Annotated in this window: 18 protein-coding genes; 10 read left to right on the top strand and 8 right to left on the bottom strand. The window is 63.8% G+C overall.

Annotated elements, in window-relative coordinates:
- The first annotated feature begins 4 nt into the window (after window positions 1–4).
- From ybeD to AB5Y94_RS01540, 4 genes are all read left to right on the top strand, one after another.
- Window positions 5–268 carry a DUF493 family protein YbeD gene (ybeD, locus tag AB5Y94_RS01555; protein ID WP_005298227.1) on the top strand — a complete coding sequence of 88 codons (264 nt, stop codon included), beginning with the start codon at window positions 5–7 and terminating at the stop codon, window positions 266–268.
- 95 nt (window positions 269–363) lie between these two features.
- Window positions 364–1,056: a lipoyl(octanoyl) transferase LipB gene (gene lipB, locus AB5Y94_RS01550; protein ID WP_005298220.1), complete on the top strand. Its 693-nt coding sequence runs from the start codon at window positions 364–366 to the stop codon at window positions 1,054–1,056.
- Complete coding sequence (gene lipA, locus AB5Y94_RS01545) at window positions 1,053–2,018, top strand: lipoyl synthase (RefSeq protein ID WP_005298218.1); 966 nt, start codon at window positions 1,053–1,055, stop codon at window positions 2,016–2,018. Before lipB ends, lipA begins: the two co-directional genes overlap by 4 nt.
- A gap of 161 nt (window positions 2,019–2,179) precedes the next feature.
- Complete coding sequence (locus tag AB5Y94_RS01540) at window positions 2,180–2,749, top strand: alpha/beta hydrolase (RefSeq protein ID WP_139431945.1); 570 nt, start codon at window positions 2,180–2,182, stop codon at window positions 2,747–2,749.
- Between the two features lie 48 nt (window positions 2,750–2,797).
- On the opposite strand, the gene nqrE is transcribed toward AB5Y94_RS01540, so the two are convergent.
- From nqrE to AB5Y94_RS01510, 6 genes are all read right to left on the bottom strand, one after another.
- Window positions 2,798–3,397, bottom strand: a complete 600-nt coding sequence (gene nqrE, locus AB5Y94_RS01535) for an NADH:ubiquinone reductase (Na(+)-transporting) subunit E (protein ID WP_368204564.1) — start codon at window positions 3,395–3,397, stop codon at window positions 2,798–2,800.
- 160 nt (window positions 3,398–3,557) lie between these two features.
- Window positions 3,558–3,851 (bottom strand): hypothetical protein, encoded by a 294-nt coding sequence (locus AB5Y94_RS01530; protein ID WP_010633143.1) that lies wholly within the window; start codon window positions 3,849–3,851, stop codon window positions 3,558–3,560.
- A 318-nt stretch (window positions 3,852–4,169) separates the two neighbouring features.
- Window positions 4,170–4,673 carry a GNAT family N-acetyltransferase gene (locus tag AB5Y94_RS01525; protein WP_017788440.1) on the bottom strand — a complete coding sequence of 168 codons (504 nt, stop codon included), beginning with the start codon at window positions 4,671–4,673 and terminating at the stop codon, window positions 4,170–4,172.
- A 40-nt stretch (window positions 4,674–4,713) separates the two neighbouring features.
- On the bottom strand, window positions 4,714–5,895 hold the full coding sequence (locus AB5Y94_RS01520; protein ID WP_368204563.1) for a MerR family transcriptional regulator: 1,182 nt from the start codon (window positions 5,893–5,895) through the stop codon (window positions 4,714–4,716).
- 149 nt (window positions 5,896–6,044) lie between these two features.
- Window positions 6,045–7,775, bottom strand: a complete 1,731-nt coding sequence (recJ, locus tag AB5Y94_RS01515) for a single-stranded-DNA-specific exonuclease RecJ (protein WP_368204561.1) — start codon at window positions 7,773–7,775, stop codon at window positions 6,045–6,047.
- On the bottom strand, window positions 7,738–8,457 hold the full coding sequence (locus AB5Y94_RS01510) for a disulfide isomerase DsbC N-terminal domain-containing protein (RefSeq protein ID WP_368204560.1): 720 nt from the start codon (window positions 8,455–8,457) through the stop codon (window positions 7,738–7,740). The genes recJ and AB5Y94_RS01510 overlap by 38 nt, the downstream gene beginning before the upstream one ends.
- Before the next feature lie 258 nt (window positions 8,458–8,715).
- Here AB5Y94_RS01510 and mscL point away from each other — a divergent pair, with 258 nt between their 5' ends.
- Together mscL and AB5Y94_RS01500 are read left to right on the top strand one after the other, a co-directional pair.
- Entirely contained in the window at window positions 8,716–9,126 is a 411-nt protein-coding gene (gene mscL / locus AB5Y94_RS01505) for a large-conductance mechanosensitive channel protein MscL (RefSeq protein ID WP_005298202.1), read from the top strand.
- Between the two features lie 167 nt (window positions 9,127–9,293).
- On the top strand, window positions 9,294–10,832 hold the full coding sequence (locus AB5Y94_RS01500; protein ID WP_368204558.1) for a diguanylate cyclase: 1,539 nt from the start codon (window positions 9,294–9,296) through the stop codon (window positions 10,830–10,832).
- Here the strand turns inward: AB5Y94_RS01500 and xerD are convergent.
- Entirely contained in the window at window positions 10,829–11,728 is a 900-nt protein-coding gene (gene xerD, locus AB5Y94_RS01495) for a site-specific tyrosine recombinase XerD (protein ID WP_017788436.1), read from the bottom strand. The genes AB5Y94_RS01500 and xerD overlap by 4 nt on opposite strands.
- A 183-nt stretch (window positions 11,729–11,911) precedes the next feature.
- Between xerD and fldB the strand changes: the two genes are divergently transcribed.
- The 4 genes from fldB to AB5Y94_RS01475 all read left to right on the top strand — a co-directional run bounded on the left by fldB (window position 11,912) and on the right by AB5Y94_RS01475 (window position 16,037).
- Window positions 11,912–12,430, top strand: coding sequence for a flavodoxin FldB (gene fldB, locus AB5Y94_RS01490; protein WP_368204556.1), 519 nt, complete (start codon window positions 11,912–11,914; stop codon window positions 12,428–12,430).
- 298 nt (window positions 12,431–12,728) lie between these two features.
- Window positions 12,729–14,129, top strand: coding sequence for a TldD/PmbA family protein (locus AB5Y94_RS01485; RefSeq protein ID WP_368204554.1), 1,401 nt, complete (start codon window positions 12,729–12,731; stop codon window positions 14,127–14,129).
- Entirely contained in the window at window positions 14,129–15,469 is a 1,341-nt protein-coding gene (locus AB5Y94_RS01480) for a TldD/PmbA family protein (RefSeq protein WP_368204553.1), read from the top strand. Before AB5Y94_RS01485 ends, AB5Y94_RS01480 begins: the two co-directional genes overlap by 1 nt.
- Window positions 15,470–15,644: 175 nt before the next feature.
- Entirely contained in the window at window positions 15,645–16,037 is a 393-nt protein-coding gene (locus AB5Y94_RS01475) for a VOC family protein (protein ID WP_242762608.1), read from the top strand.
- Window positions 16,038–16,109: 72 nt separating this feature from the next.
- On the opposite strand, the gene AB5Y94_RS01470 is transcribed toward AB5Y94_RS01475, so the two are convergent.
- Window positions 16,110–17,036 (bottom strand): L,D-transpeptidase family protein, encoded by a 927-nt coding sequence (locus AB5Y94_RS01470; RefSeq protein ID WP_005298188.1) that lies wholly within the window; start codon window positions 17,034–17,036, stop codon window positions 16,110–16,112.
- Window positions 17,037–17,111: the final 75 nt, after the last annotated feature.

Here is a 17,111-nt window from a genome sequence, read left to right as displayed (position 1 = left end):
GTAAATGAATACCAAGTTTGATGAACTGCTGGAGTTCCCCTGCAAGTTCCCGTTCAAGGTGCTCGGCGTTGCCGACCCGGCCCTGCCGGACATGGTGGTGGAAGTGCTGCAGCAGCACGCCCCCGGCACCTACAGCCCGACCGTCCAGCCCAGCTCCAAGGGCAACTACCACTCGGTCCGGGTCACTGTGACTGCCCAGAGCAAGGAACATATCGAAGCCATGTATACCGCCCTCGGCAACATAGAACTGGTTCGCTACGTCCTGTAAGTCGCCTCTTTCGCCCCGCCACCGGGGCGACTGATTATTTGCCGCCGGCGACCAGCGCCGTGCCGGCCGACCCAAGCGCCTGTCAGTGAGGAAAGATGTCACCCCAAACTCCCGCCGAGTCATCACAGTCCGCCAGCCAGCTGCTGGTGAGACAGCTGGGCCGTCGTCCCTACCAGCCGGTATGGGATGCCATGAAGGCCTTCACCGACAGCCGCACTCCCGACACCCCGGACGAGTTCTGGGTGGTGGAGCATGACCCCGTCTACACCCAGGGGCAAGCCGGCAAGGCCGAACACCTGCTCGCCCCCGGCGACATCCCGGTGGTGCAGAGCGATCGTGGCGGTCAGGTGACCTATCACGGCCCGGGCCAGCTGGTGCTCTACGTGCTGGTGGACGTGCGCCGCAGCAAGCTGACGGTACGCGAGCTGGTGACCTGCCTGGAGACCGCCATCATCAACACCCTGGCCAACAGCGACATCAGCGCCTATGCCAAGGCCGATGCCCCCGGGGTCTACGTTAAGAACGAGCTCGGCATGGAGGCCAAACTGGCCTCCCTTGGCCTGCGCATTCGCAAGGGGTGCTCGTTCCACGGGCTGGCCCTCAACATCAACATGGACATGACCCCCTTCCTGCGCATCAACCCGTGCGGCTATGCGGGCATGGCCATGACCCAGACCAGCGCCCTGGGCGGCCCGCAGAGCGTGGCCGAGGCGCAATCCATCCTGGTGGCCGAACTGGCCCGCCTGATTGGTTATCAAACAATAACAAACACCGAGAGTGAATCATGAGCAAACCCGTTCGTATGGAGCCGGGCGTCAAGCTGCGCGATGGCGACAAGATGGCCCTGATCCCGGTGAAATTCATGCCGGATCCCAACGAGGAAGTGCTGCGCAAGCCTGACTGGATGCGGATCAAGCTGCCACCGTCGAGCCAGAAGATCGAGCACATCAAGAGCACCCTGCGCAAGAACAAGCTGCACTCGGTGTGTGAAGAGGCCTCCTGCCCCAACCTGGCGGAGTGCTTCAACCACGGCACCGCCACCTTCATGATCATGGGCGCAATCTGCACCCGTCGCTGCCCCTTCTGCGACGTGGCCCACGGCCGCCCGCTGGCACTCGACCCGGAAGAGCCGAAGAAGCTGGCACTGACCATCAAGGAGATGGGGCTGAAATACGTGGTGATCACCTCGGTGGACCGCGACGATCTACGCGACGGCGGTGCCCAGCACTTCGCCGACTGCATCAAGCAGATCCGCGAGCACAGCCCGCAGACCCGCATCGAGATCCTGACCCCGGACTTCCGCGGCCGGATGGAGCAGGCCCTCGAGGTGTTCCGCGAGACCCCGCCTGACGTCTTCAACCACAACCTGGAAACCGCCCCGCGCATGTACCGGGTCGCCCGCCCGGGTGCCGACTACAAGTGGTCCCTGGAGCTGCTGCGCCGCATCAAGGAGATGCACCCCCATGTGCCGACCAAATCCGGCGTCATGATGGGTCTGGGCGAAACCAATGAAGAGATAGTCCAGGTGCTCAAGGACCTGCGCGAGCACGGCGTCAACATGCTGACCCTGGGCCAGTACCTGCAGCCGAGCCGCCACCACCTGCCGGTGAAGCGCTACGTGCCGCCCGCAGAGTTCGACGAGCTCAAGGACGTGGCCATGGAGCTCGGCTTCAGCCACGCCGCCTGCGGCCCCTTCGTGCGATCCTCCTACCACGCGGATCTGCAGGCCAAGGGGGAAGAGGTCAAATAAGCCTCTGCCCGCCGACAGCAAAAGAGCGCCTTATGGCGCTCTTTTTTATGCAGGTCGCAAAGCACATCCTGCTGGTCGGCGCCCCCGAAACGGGCATGTCGAGGGGCCTTGGTCGCTGTTATGATGTGGCCGCCGTTATCGTCAACCGCCCAGGATATACCATGTCTCAAACCCGCCTCTTCATCGTGCACGGTTATACCGCCTCCCCCGACGCTCACTGGTTTCCCTGGCTCAAGGCCGAGCTCGAGGCCCGGGATGTCCGGGTCGAGGTGCTGGCCATGCCTGACCCCCACCACCCAAAACCCGCCACCTGGGACGCGGCCATGGACAGCCTGGTGCAGGATCACGACGAGCGCACCTTCCTGCTCGGCCACAGCCTCGGCTGCATCACCATACTGCGCCAGCTCGACCGGCTGCCCGCCGGCAGCCAGGTGGGGGGGATCCTGCTGGTCTCCGGTTTCGATCAGCCGCTGCACACCCTGCCGGAGCTGGATCCCTTCATGACCCCGGACTATGACCCGGCCCGCATCATGGCGCTGGCCCCCCGCCGGGTGGTGGTCGCCTCCCGGGATGATGCCATCGTGCCCTATCCCTACAGCCAGCACCTGAGCGAGCGCCTGGCTGCGCCGCTCTACAGCCTGGAGCATGGCGGCCACTTCCTCGACCGGGACGGCTTTCTGACCCTGCCGCTGGTGCGTGACCGACTGCTCGCCATGCTGGCGGAGGGCTGAGGCAGACAACAACGGCCACCAGGGTGGCCGTTGTTGTTTTCGACCCGGCTAGAACGACATGCCGGAGAAGGACATGAAGCCGAGCGACATCAACCCGGCCACGATGAAGGTGATGCCAATCCCCCTCAACCCCTCTGGCACATCCGCATATTTCATCTTCTGGCGCAGGCCGGCGATGGCGACGATGGCCAGCAGCCAGCCCAGGCCTGAGCCCGCTCCATACACCACGGATTCGATGAAGTCGTAGTCCCGCTGCGCCATGAACATCACCCCGCCGAAGATGGCGCAGTGCACCGTCAGCAGCGGCAGATAGATGCCGAGCGCGTGATGGAGCACCGGAAAGTGCTTGTCCAGCACCATCTCCATCACCTGCACCAGCGCCGCCAGCACCCCGATGTAGACGATGAAATCGAGAAAGCTCAGATCAAACTCGCCGAGAAAGGTGCTCTCCGGGCGCAGGATATGGCGGTAGATCAGGTTGTTGAGGGGGATGGCGATCACCATGACCACCAGCACCGTCAGGCCAAGGCCGAAGGCGGTGTTGATGTTCTTGGAAACGGCCAGGAAGGTGCACATGCCAAGGAAGAAGGCCAGCGCCAGGTTTTCGACAAAGATCGATTGAATGAAGAGGTTTACGTAATAGTCCATCGGGTCGGCTCACAACGGGTACGAACGGGAGCCGCCTCCCTGCGCGCAAGCGGGCACGAAGGCGGAGCAAGAGGCGCCGGATCGGAGCCTGGCCCGCAGGCAGTACTCTGTGGCAGGGATCAGGATCGGATCGAACGGGCGCACGGCATACAGCCGGCCTCTAGTCGCTGTGACAGAACCGAAATTGCAGATGGTGGCAGCATCGCAGCCGCCGATGCAGATAGCCGAAGTGGTCGGCCAGCTGCCTGAGGTAGATGAGGGGCAGGAAGAACAGCAGGCCACAGAGCAGGCCGAGGATCTCGTGCTGGAACCAGGCCAGCAGCATCTGGTAGAGCTCGGCATGAGCGGCCCCTTCCAGTCGCCGCCCCTGCTCGAAGCCGAGGCGCCACTGGGAGGCAGGCGGCAGGCTGACGCTGTCGAGCAGCCCCCGCTGGGCCGGCTCGTGCAGCTGCATCGAGCCCTCCTGCCCTCCCGTTGCCGGCCCCGGGGTTGCAACGACCCCTGCCGCGCCAGAGGCGGCAAGCCAGAGAAGGCAGGCGATGGCGAGGGCCATCGACCAGGTCGACAGTCGGCCAGGGGGCAACAAGGGATGCATCCGGTTCAAACAAAGAGGAACAAGAAGGGCGAATTTATCACAATTCCTCGATTTATTGAATTTACCATATGGGAAATCAGCTTTAATCGATGCTAAAAACCCTGATTATCAAAAAATCCAGCAATTAAAAACCACCATGAGAGCAAGCGCCATGACGCCTGCTCTCATGGTGAGGACTCACCCCTGCTCAAAGGCCTGATGGTAGCGCACTTCACCACTGGGCATGGCGGCGCCGAACGAGCGGGCCATGAAGTACTCGGCCGGCACGCCGGGCAGCGTCAACCCCGGCTCGGACACGAAGCCGAAACGGCCGTAGAAGCCGGGATCCCCCAGCACCACGCAACCTGCCGCCCCCATCCCCTTGAGCTCGGCCAGACCCGCCTCCATCAGCCGTGAACCCAGTCCCTTGCCGTGCAGCTCGGGGGAGACGGAAATGGGGCCAAGGCCATACCAGTGCGGGCTGCCATCGCTGATGGTCACCGGCGAGAAGCAGAGGTGGCCGACCACTCGCCCCTCCTGCTCCGCCACCAGCGACAGACTGAGTGCCCCGGCCTGGCGCAATGCGCGCACGATCAGCTGCTCGTTGTGATCGGTATGGGGGGCCTTGAGGAATGCGGCCACGGTCACCGCTTCAATGGCGTCGTGATCGGCGCCCGTTTCGGGTCGAATGAGGATGTTCACAAGGGTTTCTCCGTTTGCTCTCTTTCAATGAATGTTCTGATCAGACTGCCTGCAGGCAGCAGATCACATAGCCATAGCTGCCCAGGTATTGGCGGTGGATGGCCACTTCCCGGCTCAGATCCTGCCATGCTGGGCTATCCCCCAGCTCGGCGCGATGGCGCGCCAGATTGCGTTCGATGGGATCCAGATAGTTGTGCCAGGCCCTTTGCGGTAACTCGGTGTGCCACAGGCAGCGATACCCCGCCTCCTGCACCGTCTTGAGCAGGCCAGCCAGGGTCTGCATGGCAGTATAATCCCGCTGCCAGAACGCCAGCGCCTCCTCTGGCGGCGTGTCCGTCAGCCACACCAGGTCGCTCAGCACGATGCAGGCATCAGGGCCGGCAAGGTGCGCCCGCCAGGCTTTGAGCGCATTGGCCACCCCTATGGTGTAGGCGCTCCCTTCGGCCCAGATAAGGTCGGCGGGGGCCAGCTCTGCCGGTAGCGCCGCCATGTTGGCGCACAGGGTGGTGACCTGCTCAAAACCAGCCGCGCTGGCCGATCTGGCCACGGCGGCCAGCGCCTCCTCGTCGAGATCAATGGCCACGATGGCGGCATCCGTCACCTGTGCCAGCGCCATTGTGGCGGCGCCGCGCCCGCAGCCCATGTCGAGGATCCGGCGAGGCGCCATGGACAGCGCGGCAAACTGCTGCTGGGTGAAGGTGCGATCTCCCGGTCCCCAATAGCTCATGCCATCCAGCAACTGTTTAAAATCCTGGATGTAGCGATCATGCTCGTTCATGTCTTTGCTCAGCCACTGCAAGTGGTAGCGCTCCTTTTCACTGAATCCCTGCTTCATCACCCAGTCGAAGTAGGCCTGCGGGGCTTGATGCTGCAGTTGCCGCTGCCAGGCCTTGAACTCGTCGCCGGAGTGCGCACGCAAACCGGCGAGATCCGCCAGCAGATCCCGGGCACGTTGCATCCGCGCCAGCTCCTCATCCAGCTCCCTGACCCGGGTCTGCAGCGTTGCCTGCTCCAGCTCGCCCGCCAGACAGGCGAGGCACTGCTTGAGGCTGAGCCCGCCGGCCTGCAGGGCCTGTACCATCCGCAACCGCTGCAGATCTTCATCGTCGTAGTGGCGATAACCGTTGGCGCCCCTCGTTCCCGCAATCACCCCCAGCTTTTCGTAATAGAGCAGGGTGGAGCGGGCCAGGCCGCAGCGCCTGGCCAGTTCGGATATTTTCATGACAGCGACTCGCAGTGGGGTCCATGACCCGATGAAGGGAAGCTTAAACCGTGAAGCAATAGACGGGTCAACGGCAAAATCCGGGTTCATACCATAAAAAAACGGCCACCCTGAGGTGGCCGTCATCGGCAGCAAGAGAGACTCACGGATCAGAGGCCGGCGGCTTCCAGATGCTCCACCAGCAGTTGCACGCTGCGGTTGCCGCGCCACTCGTTGACGTCGAGCCGATAGACCAGCCGCACCCGTTTGACCGAGGCATCGGGCCAGCGCTGCAAGTCGACCCCGAAGGCGATGGCATCCACCGCGTGGCCGGAATCCGTGGTCAGCATCATCTTGAGGTGCTTCTCCCCCACCAGCCGCTGCTGCACCAGCACGAACTCGCCGTCGAACAATGGTTCGGGGAAGGCCTGACCCCAGGGGCCGGAGGCGCGGATCAGCTCCGCCAGCTCGAGGGTGAGCTCGTCCGGCAGCAGTTCGCCGTCGGTGAGCAGCACCCCGGTCAAGAGCTCAGGCGTCACCAGCTCGCCGATGACCGCCTCAAAGGCCCGGCCAAAGGCCTCGATATTGGCCTTGGGCAGGGTCAGCCCCGCCGCCATGGCGTGGCCGCCAAACTTGCCCATCAGGCCGGGGTGACGGGTATCGAGCAGTTCCAGCGCATCGCGCAGGTGCACCCCAGGGATGGAGCGCCCGGAGCCCTTGAGCTCGGTCTCGCTGCTCTCGGCAAACGCGATGACCGGGCGGTAGTACTTCTCCTTCACCTTGGAGGCCACCAGCCCCACCACTCCCTGATGCCACTCGTCCCGGTGCAGCACGATACCGGAGGGCACCTCGCCATCACGAAACCGGATCTGCTCCAGGGTGGCCAGCGCCTCCTGCTGCATCCCCTGCTCGATCTCCTTGCGCTCCTGGTTGAGGCTGTCCATTTCGGAGGCGAGCTGGCGCGCCAGGTTGAGGTCCTCGCTCAGCAGACAGGCGACCCCGAGGGACATGTCGTCGAGCCGGCCCACCGCGTTGAGGCGCGGCCCCAGCGCAAAGCCGAGATCGGCGGCGCACAGGCGACGACCGTCGCGGCCCGACACATCCACCAGCGCCTGGATGCCGGGGCGGCAGCGACCGGCCCGGATCCGCTGCAGGCCCTGATGGACCAGGATGCGGTTGTTGCCATCGAGCGCCACCACGTCGGCCACGGTGCCGAGGGCCACCAGATCCAGGTAGTCCGCCACGTTGGGGGCGCGCAGCCCCTGGCGCTCATACCAGCCGCTCTGGCGCAGGTGGGTGTTGAGGGCCGCCATCAGATAGAAGGCAACCCCGACTCCGGCCAGCGACTTGGAGGGGAAGTCGCAGCCATGCTGGTTGGGGTTCACTATCGCGTCGGCGTCAGGCAGCTCCTGGCCCGGCAAATGGTGATCGGTAACCAGTACCTGCATGCCGGCCGCCTTGGCTGCCGCCACCCCGGCAAGGCTGGAGATGCCGTTGTCCACCGTGATGAGGAATTCGGCGCCGCGGACCACCGCCAGCTCGACGATCTCGGGGGTGAGGCCATACCCGAACTCGAAGCGGTTGGGCACCAGAAAGTCGATGTGGCGGCCGCCCATGGCGCGCAAGGCCAGCACGCACAGGGCCGAGCTGGTGGCACCGTCACAATCGAAGTCGCCGACGATGAGAATGCGCTTTTGCGCCGTCAGCGCCTCGGCCAGCAGGGGCACTGCCTGCGCCATGCCGAACAGGCGCTGGGGTGGCAGCAGCTGATTGGCGCTGCGCTCCAGCAGGGCAGGATCTTCGACTCCACGGCTGGCGAAGATTTGCCGCAGCAAGGGATGAAGGGTGGCGGGCAGATGGGAATCATCCACGCGCGGACGACGACGGATTAGCAGGGGCATCGATGTGATCCAGTATCTTGAGCAGTTGTTCAGGGCTCTGATAACCGCGCAGCAGGTCGCCATTTGGCAGGACCCAGCTCGGCAGCGCCTTGATCCCGAGCCACTGGCTCAGGCCGATATGATGGGCAAGGATCTCATTACAGCCGCTCTCAGGCAAACGATCACTGAGTTCGAGTTCACGAAGCAGCCCGGGATCGCACCAGCGCGCCTGCGCCTCGGCCAGTTCGGCAAAGGGGCCGAGCACCGGCAGCAGTTGCACACTCACCCCCCTCGCCTGCAAGGCGGGCAGCTCATCCAGGGTGGTGCGACAGCCGCGGCAGGCGAGATCGGTAAACAGGGTGAGGCGGTGGCGCTCGGGCACGGCCTTGAGCTGCATCCGCCGCTCGCCGATCTGGGCCAGGGCTAGCTGCCGCTGTTGACGCTGGCCCAGCATGGTGAGGTTCTTCATGTCGTGGGCCAGGTCCAGCATGGTGCCCAGCAGCACATGGTCGCCCCTGGCATCGGTATAGAGGGGCCCCTGCGCCGTGCCCAGCAGATAGAGGCCGGAGACCGGGGTCTCGTCCACCAGATAGACCTGCACCCCGAGCCGCCGCTCTATGGTCTGTTTCAACAGTTGGGGATCCATCCCCGCGCTGACGGCAAAAGAGCCCAGCAGCATCATTCCCAGCAGTAAATAGTGCACTTTTTTACTCACTTGGCATGAACGAATGGACTCACAAGGTTACTCAGCAAATATGCTCGCCTCAACTGCTTGATTACTGATTGATTAATAGAAGAGTCGCAAAAAAATCCCGATCTGACAGGTTGCCAATCGGGCAAAGCCCCAGCAAGCTAACCGGGACGACAGGAAACACGACGGTCATCCTCTGTTTTCCTGATGCTTTATTATTCAAACACCAGGGCGGCCCAGGCCGCTGCTAGCCCATTTTTGGAGGGGAAAATGAGTCTGATTCAAGAGTTCAAGGCCTTTGCATCCAGAGGCAACGTCATCGACATGGCGGTCGGTATCATCATCGGGGCCGCCTTCGGCAAGATCGTCTCCTCCTTCGTCGGTGACGTGATCATGCCGCCCATCGGCCTGATCCTGGGGGGCGTGGACTTCAGCGACCTCGCCGTGACCCTGAAGGCCGCCGAGGGCAGTGCGCCGGCCGTGGTCATCGCCTACGGCAAGTTCATCCAGACCATCATCGACTTCCTGATCATCTCCTTCGCCATCTTCATGGGGCTCAAGGCCATCAACACCCTGAAGAAGAAGCAGGAAGAGGAAGCCGCGGCACCGGCCGGCCCCACCAAGGATCAGGAGCTGCTGACCGAGATCCGCGATCTGCTCAAATCCCAACAGGGAAAATAAGCGCCAGCTCCTGTCGTGTACTGGAAAAAAACCGCCTTCGGGCGGTTTTTTAGCTACATCAGCAACGGAACACTTTACACTTGGCATCACCCAGACCTTGATCTGCATCCGCCCCCATCCCACGCACATCATGCTTGAATGAATGTAAACCTACAGGAATCATCGCCATGACATCCCCGACAGTGAAGACCAGAGCGAAACATGGTTTCATTCTGCGCTATTTGCTGTTGCTCTCCCTGCCCCTGCTATTGATGACAGCCAGCAACCTCTATCTGTTTTTCATCAAACAACAGAACGTAGTACGCGAGCGCATGGAATTTTTCAGCAGCAGTACGGCCCAGCAATGGGACAACGCGCTGAGCTCGGTCGAAGAGCAACTCAATATTCTGGCGGTGGATCTCGCCAACCATGACGGCGTGCTCCCGCCGGAAATGCGGGCGCGGCACTACTCGGTGTGGCAGCAGCTCAGCCGCTCGGGCAGCCTGCTGAAGGGGCTCTACTATGTGCAGCGGGACAATACCCTGGTCAACTTCAACCACCAGCTCCCCCCTTCCCCCCAGGCAATGGCCAAACAAGCATGGTATCTGGAGGCTATCCATACGCCGGGGATCAATATCTGGAGTGCCCCCTATCTCGACACCGTCCAGCACATCCCGGTGGTGACCCTGTCGCGGGCGGTCTTGAACCACAGCGGCAAGATAGTGGCCGTGATTGGTCTGGACGTCGAGCTGTCGCGAGTCTCGGACCGGATCGGGCGCATGCTGCAGGGCGGCAAGCAGATGACCTACCAGCTCTACGATCGCAGGTATCAGCGCATCGTGGCGCACAGCAACCCGCTGCTGAACGCCACCCCGCTCGACGAGCCCTGGTTATCCAGGCTCCAGGGGAAAAATGGCGCGATCCAGAGCCAGGATGACGAACTCATCGCCTACTACACCCTGGCCAACAACCCCGGCTGGCAGGTCATCATCATCTACCCCTTCAGCAACTCCTTCGTCATCAGGGAGCTGCTGCCCAACATGATGATGGGGCTGTTGCTGTCGCTGGTCATGTTCATCCTGGTGGCCGTCATCTTCCATCAGCGGCTGGAGAACACCATCGGCATGCTGGTGCAGGTGGTGCGCCAGCTGCGGGTCACCCCGCCGGGACAGCCTCTCATCATCCCCCGCATTCCGGGCATCGAGGAGCTGGAGGACGAGATCACCCTGATTTCGGACCAGATGCAGGCGGAGAGCGAGAAGGCCCAGCGCGATGCCCTGACCGGGCTCTACAACCGCCGCTACATGGACACCCTGCTGAGCGAGCTGCACCAGCAACATAGCCCCTATGTGCTGGCCATCATCGACATCGACAACTTCAAGCAGATCAACGACCGCCATGGCCACCCCGCCGGCGACAGCGTGCTCAGACGCACCGCCTCCCTGGGCAGCAAGCTGCTGGAGGGCAAGGCCACCCTCTGCCGCTTTGGCGGCGAGGAGCTGGTCGCCATCTTCGAACAGGGGCGACTTAAGGAGGCACAGCAGCAGATGGATCAGTGGCGCCGCGCCATGGCCACGCAGAACTGGCGCGAACCAAGCTTGACCGTCACCTTCAGCGGCGGGCTGGCCGAGGCGCTGGATGCCCCGCCCGCCGAGGTGCTGGCCCGGGCGGATGCCGCCCTCTATCGCGCCAAGCAGGAGGGGAAAGATCGCCTCTGTCTGGCCTAGGCGCGCGGGTGGTGCTGGCCGTGCAGCGCCTTGAGCCGCTCGTTGGCCACGTGGGTGTAGATCTGGGTGGTGGAGAGATCCGCGTGGCCCAGCAGCATCTGCACCACTCGCAGGTCGGCGCCGTGGTTGAGCAGGTGGGTGGCGAAGGCGTGGCGCAGGGTGTGGGGAGATAGCTCCCCGCTGATGCCGGCCCGCAGGGCATAGAGCTTGATGCGGTGCCAGAAGGTCTGGCGGGTCATCATCTGGGCCCGCTTGGAGGGGAACACCACATCCGAGCTGGTGCCCCCCAGCAGCAGGCCGCGCCCCTCACGGTAATAACGCTCCAGCCAGTGCACCGCCTCCTCCCCCATGGGAACCAGCCGCTCCTTGTTGCCCTTGCCCACCACCCGCACCAGCCCCTGGCGCAGGCTGACATGCTCGGCGGTCAGCCCCACCAGCTCGGAGACCCGCAGTCCGGTGGCGTAGAGCAGCTCGAGCATCGCCTTGTCGCGCAGCTCCAGCGGGTCATCCACCAGCGGCGCTTGCAGCAGCGCCTCCACCTCGGCTTCGCTGAGATCCGATGGCAGCTTCTTGGGCAGTTTGGGCCCCTCCAGCAGCACGGTGGGATCGTCGCTGCGCAGCTTCTCACGGTTGAGATACTGGTAGAAGCGGCGCAGGGCCGACAAGAAGCGGGCCGTGCTGCTGGCCGCGAACTGGTGATCCACCCGCCAGGCGAGGTAGTGCTGGATGTCGTCCAGCCCGGCCAGCAGCAGGGAGCCCCCCTGCTCATCGAGCCAGAGGGAGAATTTTTCCAGATCGGTGCGATAGGAGCTGACCGTGTTGTCGGAAAGGCCCCGCTCCAGCCAGAGGGCGTCGAGAAACGGCTCGATCAGGGGATGGGATTCAGCTTTGCTCATGGTACGCCGCGCTCAGGGAAACAGGCTTCCATTGTAACGTGTCGACCCACCCGGCCCGCAAGGCAGGCTTGTCCATGGCCCGGCAAGAAGTGAAGCGCGCCGGGCAATCTGCTAGACTGGCGCCCACCCCGGGCGCCGCTGTGCCGGTCACGCCCCTTGCCTACTGCGATCAAGAGAAGAGCGATGAAGATTGGTTTGTTTTACGGCTCTACCACCTGCTACACCGAGATGGCCGCCGAGAAGATCCGCACCCTCATTGGCCCGGAGCTGGTCGATCTCCACAATATCAAGGACGTGCCCCTCATCCGCATGCAGGAGTACGACATCCTGATCCTGGGCATCTCCACCTGGGACTTCGGCGAGCTGCAGGAAGACTGGGAATCCCGCTGGGAAGACATTGCCGACCTGCATCTGGAGGGGCGCATCATCGCCCTGTTTGGCCTCGGCGATCAGCTTGGCTATGGCGAATGGTTCCAGGATGCCCTCGGCATGCTGCACGATCAGCTGGTGCCCAAGAGGGTCAAGCTGGTAGGCTACTGGCCCAACGAGGGGTACGAGTTCGACGCCTCCAAGGCGCTCATCGATGATGGTCGTCACTTCGTTGGCCTGGCCCTCGACGACGCCAATCAGTACGACCAGACCGAATCGCGCATCGAACAGTGGGTCGACCAGATTTTGAGCGAGATCCACGAACTGCTGTGACGCCGGGTTTTCTGACAGCAGTGGCGATGGCCCCCAGCCATCGCCCGCTTCCCGCACGGCATGTCAAAAAAGGCCTTGTGACAGGCCCCTTGAACAGACGTCAGCTGCGACGCTTCCCCACCTGCCGCCCCAGGTTTCGAACCACCGGGCGCATAAATCGCACCGATTTTCTCAATCGGTATCATCGCATGACGCTATAGCGACTTTTTTATGCTGGTCTGCAACAATGGAAGCGACACCCCATAACAATCACAGCCGGGTGTCGGAAGCAAACGGACAGACCAGAAAAGGACATTCTATGACCCCATTCTCCCTGTTGGCCCCCGCCATCGCCCGCGACGTGCTCGATCACGCGCTAGCGCTGGGTGCCGACTTCGCCGAGCTGTTTGTGGAGCGCAAGCGCCGCAGCCAGCTCAGCCTGCTCTCCAGCCAGATAGAAAACATCAGCGGTGGCCTCGATTTCGGCATCGGCGTGCGCCTGTGCTACGGCCACAAGGTGCTCTACGGCTACACCAACCAGGCCGATCGCAACGAGCTCTTGCGCATCGTCACCCTGCTGGCGGCCAAGGACAGGCGTGACCCCGTGGTCACCGCCACCGCCTTCGATTTCACCCGCCTGACCGACCGCAACCCGATCGCCCTGCCCCTGTCGGCCGACAAGCTGCTGGAGCAGAAGATCGCCTACCTGCACGCCATGGATGCCGCGGCCCGCGCCGAGAGCGACAAGGTGAGCCAGTTTGCCGGCAACGTGCTTGGCTGGGAGCAGGAGGTGGAGATCTTCAACAGCGAAGGGGTGCAGGTGAGCGATCGCCGCCACTACAACCGCATCATGGCCCAGACCATCGCCGCCCTTGGCAGCGAGCAGAGCGTCGGTTACGAAGCCCCCGGCGCCATGATGGGCTGGGAGCACGCCGCCAGTATCGATCCCCGCGAGCTGGCCCTCACCGCCACCCGCCAGGCGCTGGTGAAGCTGGGCGCGGCTCCCTGCCCGAGCGGCAAGCTGCCGGTCATCATGGAGAGCGGCTTTGGCGGCGTCATCTTCCACGAGGCGTGCGGCCACCTGCTGGAGACCACCTCGGTGGCCAAGAAGGCCTCGGTGTTCCATGACAAGATGGGCCAGCTCATCGCCAATCCGGCGGTCAGCGCGGTGGATGAAGGCTTGCAGGGCAACGCCTGGGGCTCCATCAACATCGATGACGAGGGAATGGCGACCCAGCACACCCAGCTCATCAAGGATGGCGTGCTCACCGGCTTCCTGGTGGACCGGATGGGGGCCCTTCGCACCGGCTACGCCCGTACCGGCTCCGGGCGGCGCGAATCCTACAAGTTCGCACCGGCCTCGCGCATGCGCAACACCTACATAGAGCCGGGCAATCACAGCCTGGACGACATGCTGGCGACGGTGGAGCACGGCATCTATGCCAAGCGGATGGGGGGCGGCTCGGTGCAACCCGGCACCGGCGAGTTCAACTTCAACGTGCAGGAAGCCTACCTCATCGAACACGGCAAGATCACCCGGCCCCTCAAGTCGGCCACCCTGATCGGCACCGGCCCGCAGGTGCTCAAGGAGATCTCCATGGTGGGGCGCGATCTCGCCCTCTCCGCCGGCATGTGCGGCTCGGTCTCCGGCTCCATTCCTGCCTCGGTCGGCCAGCCGCCGCTCAAGGTTGACAATATTCTGGTGGGGGGGAACGCCTGATGAGCCAACTCGACATGAACCAACTGCTGACCCGCCTGCTGGACCAGGTCGCCGATCTGGGTGCCGAGGCGGACATCATCGCCAACCAGGACAAGGCCTTCTCCCTCAAGGCCGACAAGGGCGAGCTCAGCGAATACAAGGTGACCAGCAGCCAGCAGATCGGCATTCGGCTGATAAAAGAGGGTCGGGTCGGCATCGCCTATTCGGAGTCTCTCGACGAGTCGGCGCTGACCGCCATGGTGCAGGATGCGCTCGACGCCAGCCGTTTCGCCAAGGTGGACCCGGATCAGACCATCGCCGTGCAGCAGAGCCGGCTCACCACCGACTGCGCCGAGATCAATCAGCCCGACACCACCCCAGTGGAGGAGAAGATTGCCCTGGCCCTGCGCCTCGAGTCGGACATGCTGGCGCTGCCGGACGTGACCGGCGCCCCTTACAACAGCTTCTTCGAGGGAGAAGGCCGGCTGTGGCTCGCCAACACCCAGGGCAGCCTCTGCCAGCATCAGGCATTCAGCGTCGGCTGCTACAGCTCTGCCCTCATCGAGCGCGACGGCCGTCAGTCCATGTTCTCCCAGGGGCAGTATGAGCGCCGCTTCGATGCGCTGGACAGCCAGACCCTCATCCAGCAGATCCACGCCGTGGCCGACGGCCTGCTGGCGGGAGACGCGGTGCCGAGCGGCCACTACAGCGCCATCTTCGACACCAATGCCCTGGCCAGCCTGTTCGGCTGCTTCCAGGCCGCACTGTCGGGCAAGTGGGCCCAGCAGGGGATCAACCCCTGGCGGGGCAAGCTGGGCCAGTCGGTGGCTTCCCGCTGGCTCACCCTGGAGAGCCGGGCCTATATGCCGGGCGGCATGCATATCAAGGCCTTCGATGGCGAGGGTGCCCCCACCCGGGATCTGCTGCTGATCGGCGAAGGGGAGCTCAAGACCCTGCTGCACAACAGCGCCACCGCCCGCCACTTCGGTGTGGCCAGCAACGGTTCGGCGGCCCGCAGCGCCCGCAGTGCGCTGGATGTCAGCCCGCGCCACCTGGTGTTCGGGCTCGGCCCCCACAGCGAGGCCGAGGCGCAAGCCGGCGAGTATCTGGAGCTGGTCAAGCTGGACGGCCTGCACTCCGGCGCCGATGCGGTGAGCGGCGACTTCTCGTTCGGCGCCTCCGGCTTCCTGTGCCGGGACGGCGTGCGGGTGGCACCGGTACGCGGCATCACGGTAGCGGGCAACTTCTATCGCCTGCTGAGTGAGCTGGAAGCAGTCGGCAACCTGCTGCACCACGACGATGGCAAGAGCTTCTACGCGCCGCTCATCCGCTTCGGCGGGCTGAGCATTGCGGGCAAGTAACTGTATATCGTGGGGAAAAGCCCCCAGATTCCCACCCGAAAGCGGCGCCTGATGGCGCCGCTTTTTTAGCTCTGGCGCCCCTCATGGGCCACTCCTAACCTCTAAGAAGCTGTCTACGACCTGCCGCGAGAGGCCGTCAGCAAGAAACAGAGCCGCCGGTCGCATCGGCCGGCACATGCAGGAGATCATCAAGATGGACAATACCCTGGTCTGGGCCGACATTCCGACACGGGATCTGGAGCGCGCCATGGCCTTCTACTCGGCCCTGCTCGACGTGCCGGTCACGCCGATACAGGAGGAGATCCGCTTCGCCATGCTGCGCCACGACGGCAACAACGCGGCGGCCTGTCTCGGCCCCATGGACAAGTACCACCAGCCTGGGCACTCGGGCCCCCTCATCTACCTCGCCCTGGGCGATCGCCTGCAGGAGGCCGAGCAGCTGGTGCCCAAGATCGGCGGACGAGTGCTCGAGCCCCTGCACAGCATCGGCAGCGGCCATGGCTCCCGGGTCATCATCGAAGATACCGAGGGCAACTGGCTGGCCCTCTATGCCCCGCCGGCCGGCTGATGACGGCGGCTCCCAGAAACAACAACGGCGACCTGATGGTCGCCGTTGTGCATGAGCCAGTCTCCCGGGTCATCAGACCTGCGGGTTGAGACGGGTCGGCATGCCGGTACGCTGTTCCAGCACCTGTTTGACCACGTTGGAGTCACTCTCCGCGTGGGCGATGAAACGGGTGGTGGCCGGGGTCATGGGCAGCGGTACGGAGGCGGTGGAGTTGAACTCCGCCTCGGTGCGTGACAGCGGCTCGTGCACTTCCATGTAGCGGCTGCCATCCGGCTCGACCGTGGTCTTGACCGGCTGGTTGACGAACTGGACGCGAGTGCCGACCGGCACGTGGTCGAACAGATACTTGATGTCATCGGCACGCAGGCGCACACAGCCGCTGCTCACCCGCAGGCCGATGCCGAAGGTGGCGTTGGTGCCGTGGATGGCGTACAGATTGCCGATGTAGAGCGCATGCAGGCCCATGGGGTTGTCCGGGCCGGCCGGCCAGACCGCAGGCAGGGTCTTGCCCTGGGCGGCATAGCGGCGACGGATGTTCTCGGTCGGGGTCCAGGTCGGGTTGGCACGCTTGCGCTCAACCTTGGTGATCCAGTTCTCCGGGGTGTTGACCCCCAGCTGGCCGATGCCGATGGGCAGTACCTGCACCACGTTCTTGCCTTTCGGGTAGTAGTAGAGGCGCATCTCGGCCACGTTGATGACGATCCCTTCGCGGGGAGCGTTGGGCAGGATCAGCTGATGGGGAATGATCAGCTTGCTGCCAGCCTTGGGCAGGTAGGGGTCGACGCCCGGGTTGGCTTCCATGATGTTGGTCAGACCCAGCTGGAAGTCGGAGGCAATCTGCTCCAGCGGACGGTTGTCCGCGGGCACCACGTATTCCTGGTTCTCGCCGATCAGGCGGCTGTTGGCGGCGGGCAGCTGGTATTCAACGGCGGCAGCCTGCTGGCCGGCCAGTGCCAGCGTACATAAAAGAGCCGAAGCGGCAATGCGAAGGGGATTCATAAAATTCCTGTGTGGTTTCCTGTACCAAGTTGGCCGAAGGCCGTGTCATCCTCGGTTGCGCCGGGGCGCAAAGGT

It is taken from the genome of Aeromonas sp. s5 (assembly GCF_040907865.1).
Taxonomy (GTDB): domain Bacteria; phylum Pseudomonadota; class Gammaproteobacteria; order Enterobacterales; family Aeromonadaceae; genus Aeromonas; species Aeromonas dhakensis.
This window is presented reverse-complemented; position numbering and strand designations above follow the sequence as displayed.

Bases quoted from the DNA above. Each gene is read 5' to 3' on its own strand.
- ybeD (WP_005298227.1), top strand. From the start codon at position 5: ATGAATACCAAGTTTGATGAACTGCTGGAGTTCCCCTGCAAGTTCCCG.
- lipB (WP_005298220.1), top strand. From the start codon at position 364: ATGTCACCCCAAACTCCCGCCGAGTCATCACAGTCCGCCAGCCAGCTG.
- lipA (WP_005298218.1), top strand. From the start codon at position 1,053: ATGAGCAAACCCGTTCGTATGGAGCCGGGCGTCAAGCTGCGCGATGGC.
- AB5Y94_RS01540 (WP_139431945.1), top strand. From the start codon at position 2,180: ATGTCTCAAACCCGCCTCTTCATCGTGCACGGTTATACCGCCTCCCCC.
- nqrE (WP_368204564.1), bottom strand. From the start codon at position 3,397: ATGGACTATTACGTAAACCTCTTCATTCAATCGATCTTTGTCGAAAAC.
- AB5Y94_RS01530 (WP_010633143.1), bottom strand. From the start codon at position 3,851: ATGCAGCTGCACGAGCCGGCCCAGCGGGGGCTGCTCGACAGCGTCAGC.
- AB5Y94_RS01520 (WP_368204563.1), bottom strand. From the start codon at position 5,895: ATGAAAATATCCGAACTGGCCAGGCGCTGCGGCCTGGCCCGCTCCACC.
- recJ (WP_368204561.1), bottom strand. From the start codon at position 7,775: ATGCCCCTGCTAATCCGTCGTCGTCCGCGCGTGGATGATTCCCATCTG.
- mscL (WP_005298202.1), top strand. From the start codon at position 8,716: ATGAGTCTGATTCAAGAGTTCAAGGCCTTTGCATCCAGAGGCAACGTC.
- AB5Y94_RS01500 (WP_368204558.1), top strand. From the start codon at position 9,294: ATGACATCCCCGACAGTGAAGACCAGAGCGAAACATGGTTTCATTCTG.
- xerD (WP_017788436.1), bottom strand. From the start codon at position 11,728: ATGAGCAAAGCTGAATCCCATCCCCTGATCGAGCCGTTTCTCGACGCC.
- fldB (WP_368204556.1), top strand. From the start codon at position 11,912: ATGAAGATTGGTTTGTTTTACGGCTCTACCACCTGCTACACCGAGATG.
- AB5Y94_RS01485 (WP_368204554.1), top strand. From the start codon at position 12,729: ATGACCCCATTCTCCCTGTTGGCCCCCGCCATCGCCCGCGACGTGCTC.
- AB5Y94_RS01480 (WP_368204553.1), top strand. From the start codon at position 14,129: ATGAGCCAACTCGACATGAACCAACTGCTGACCCGCCTGCTGGACCAG.
- AB5Y94_RS01475 (WP_242762608.1), top strand. From the start codon at position 15,645: ATGCAGGAGATCATCAAGATGGACAATACCCTGGTCTGGGCCGACATT.
- AB5Y94_RS01470 (WP_005298188.1), bottom strand. From the start codon at position 17,036: ATGAATCCCCTTCGCATTGCCGCTTCGGCTCTTTTATGTACGCTGGCA.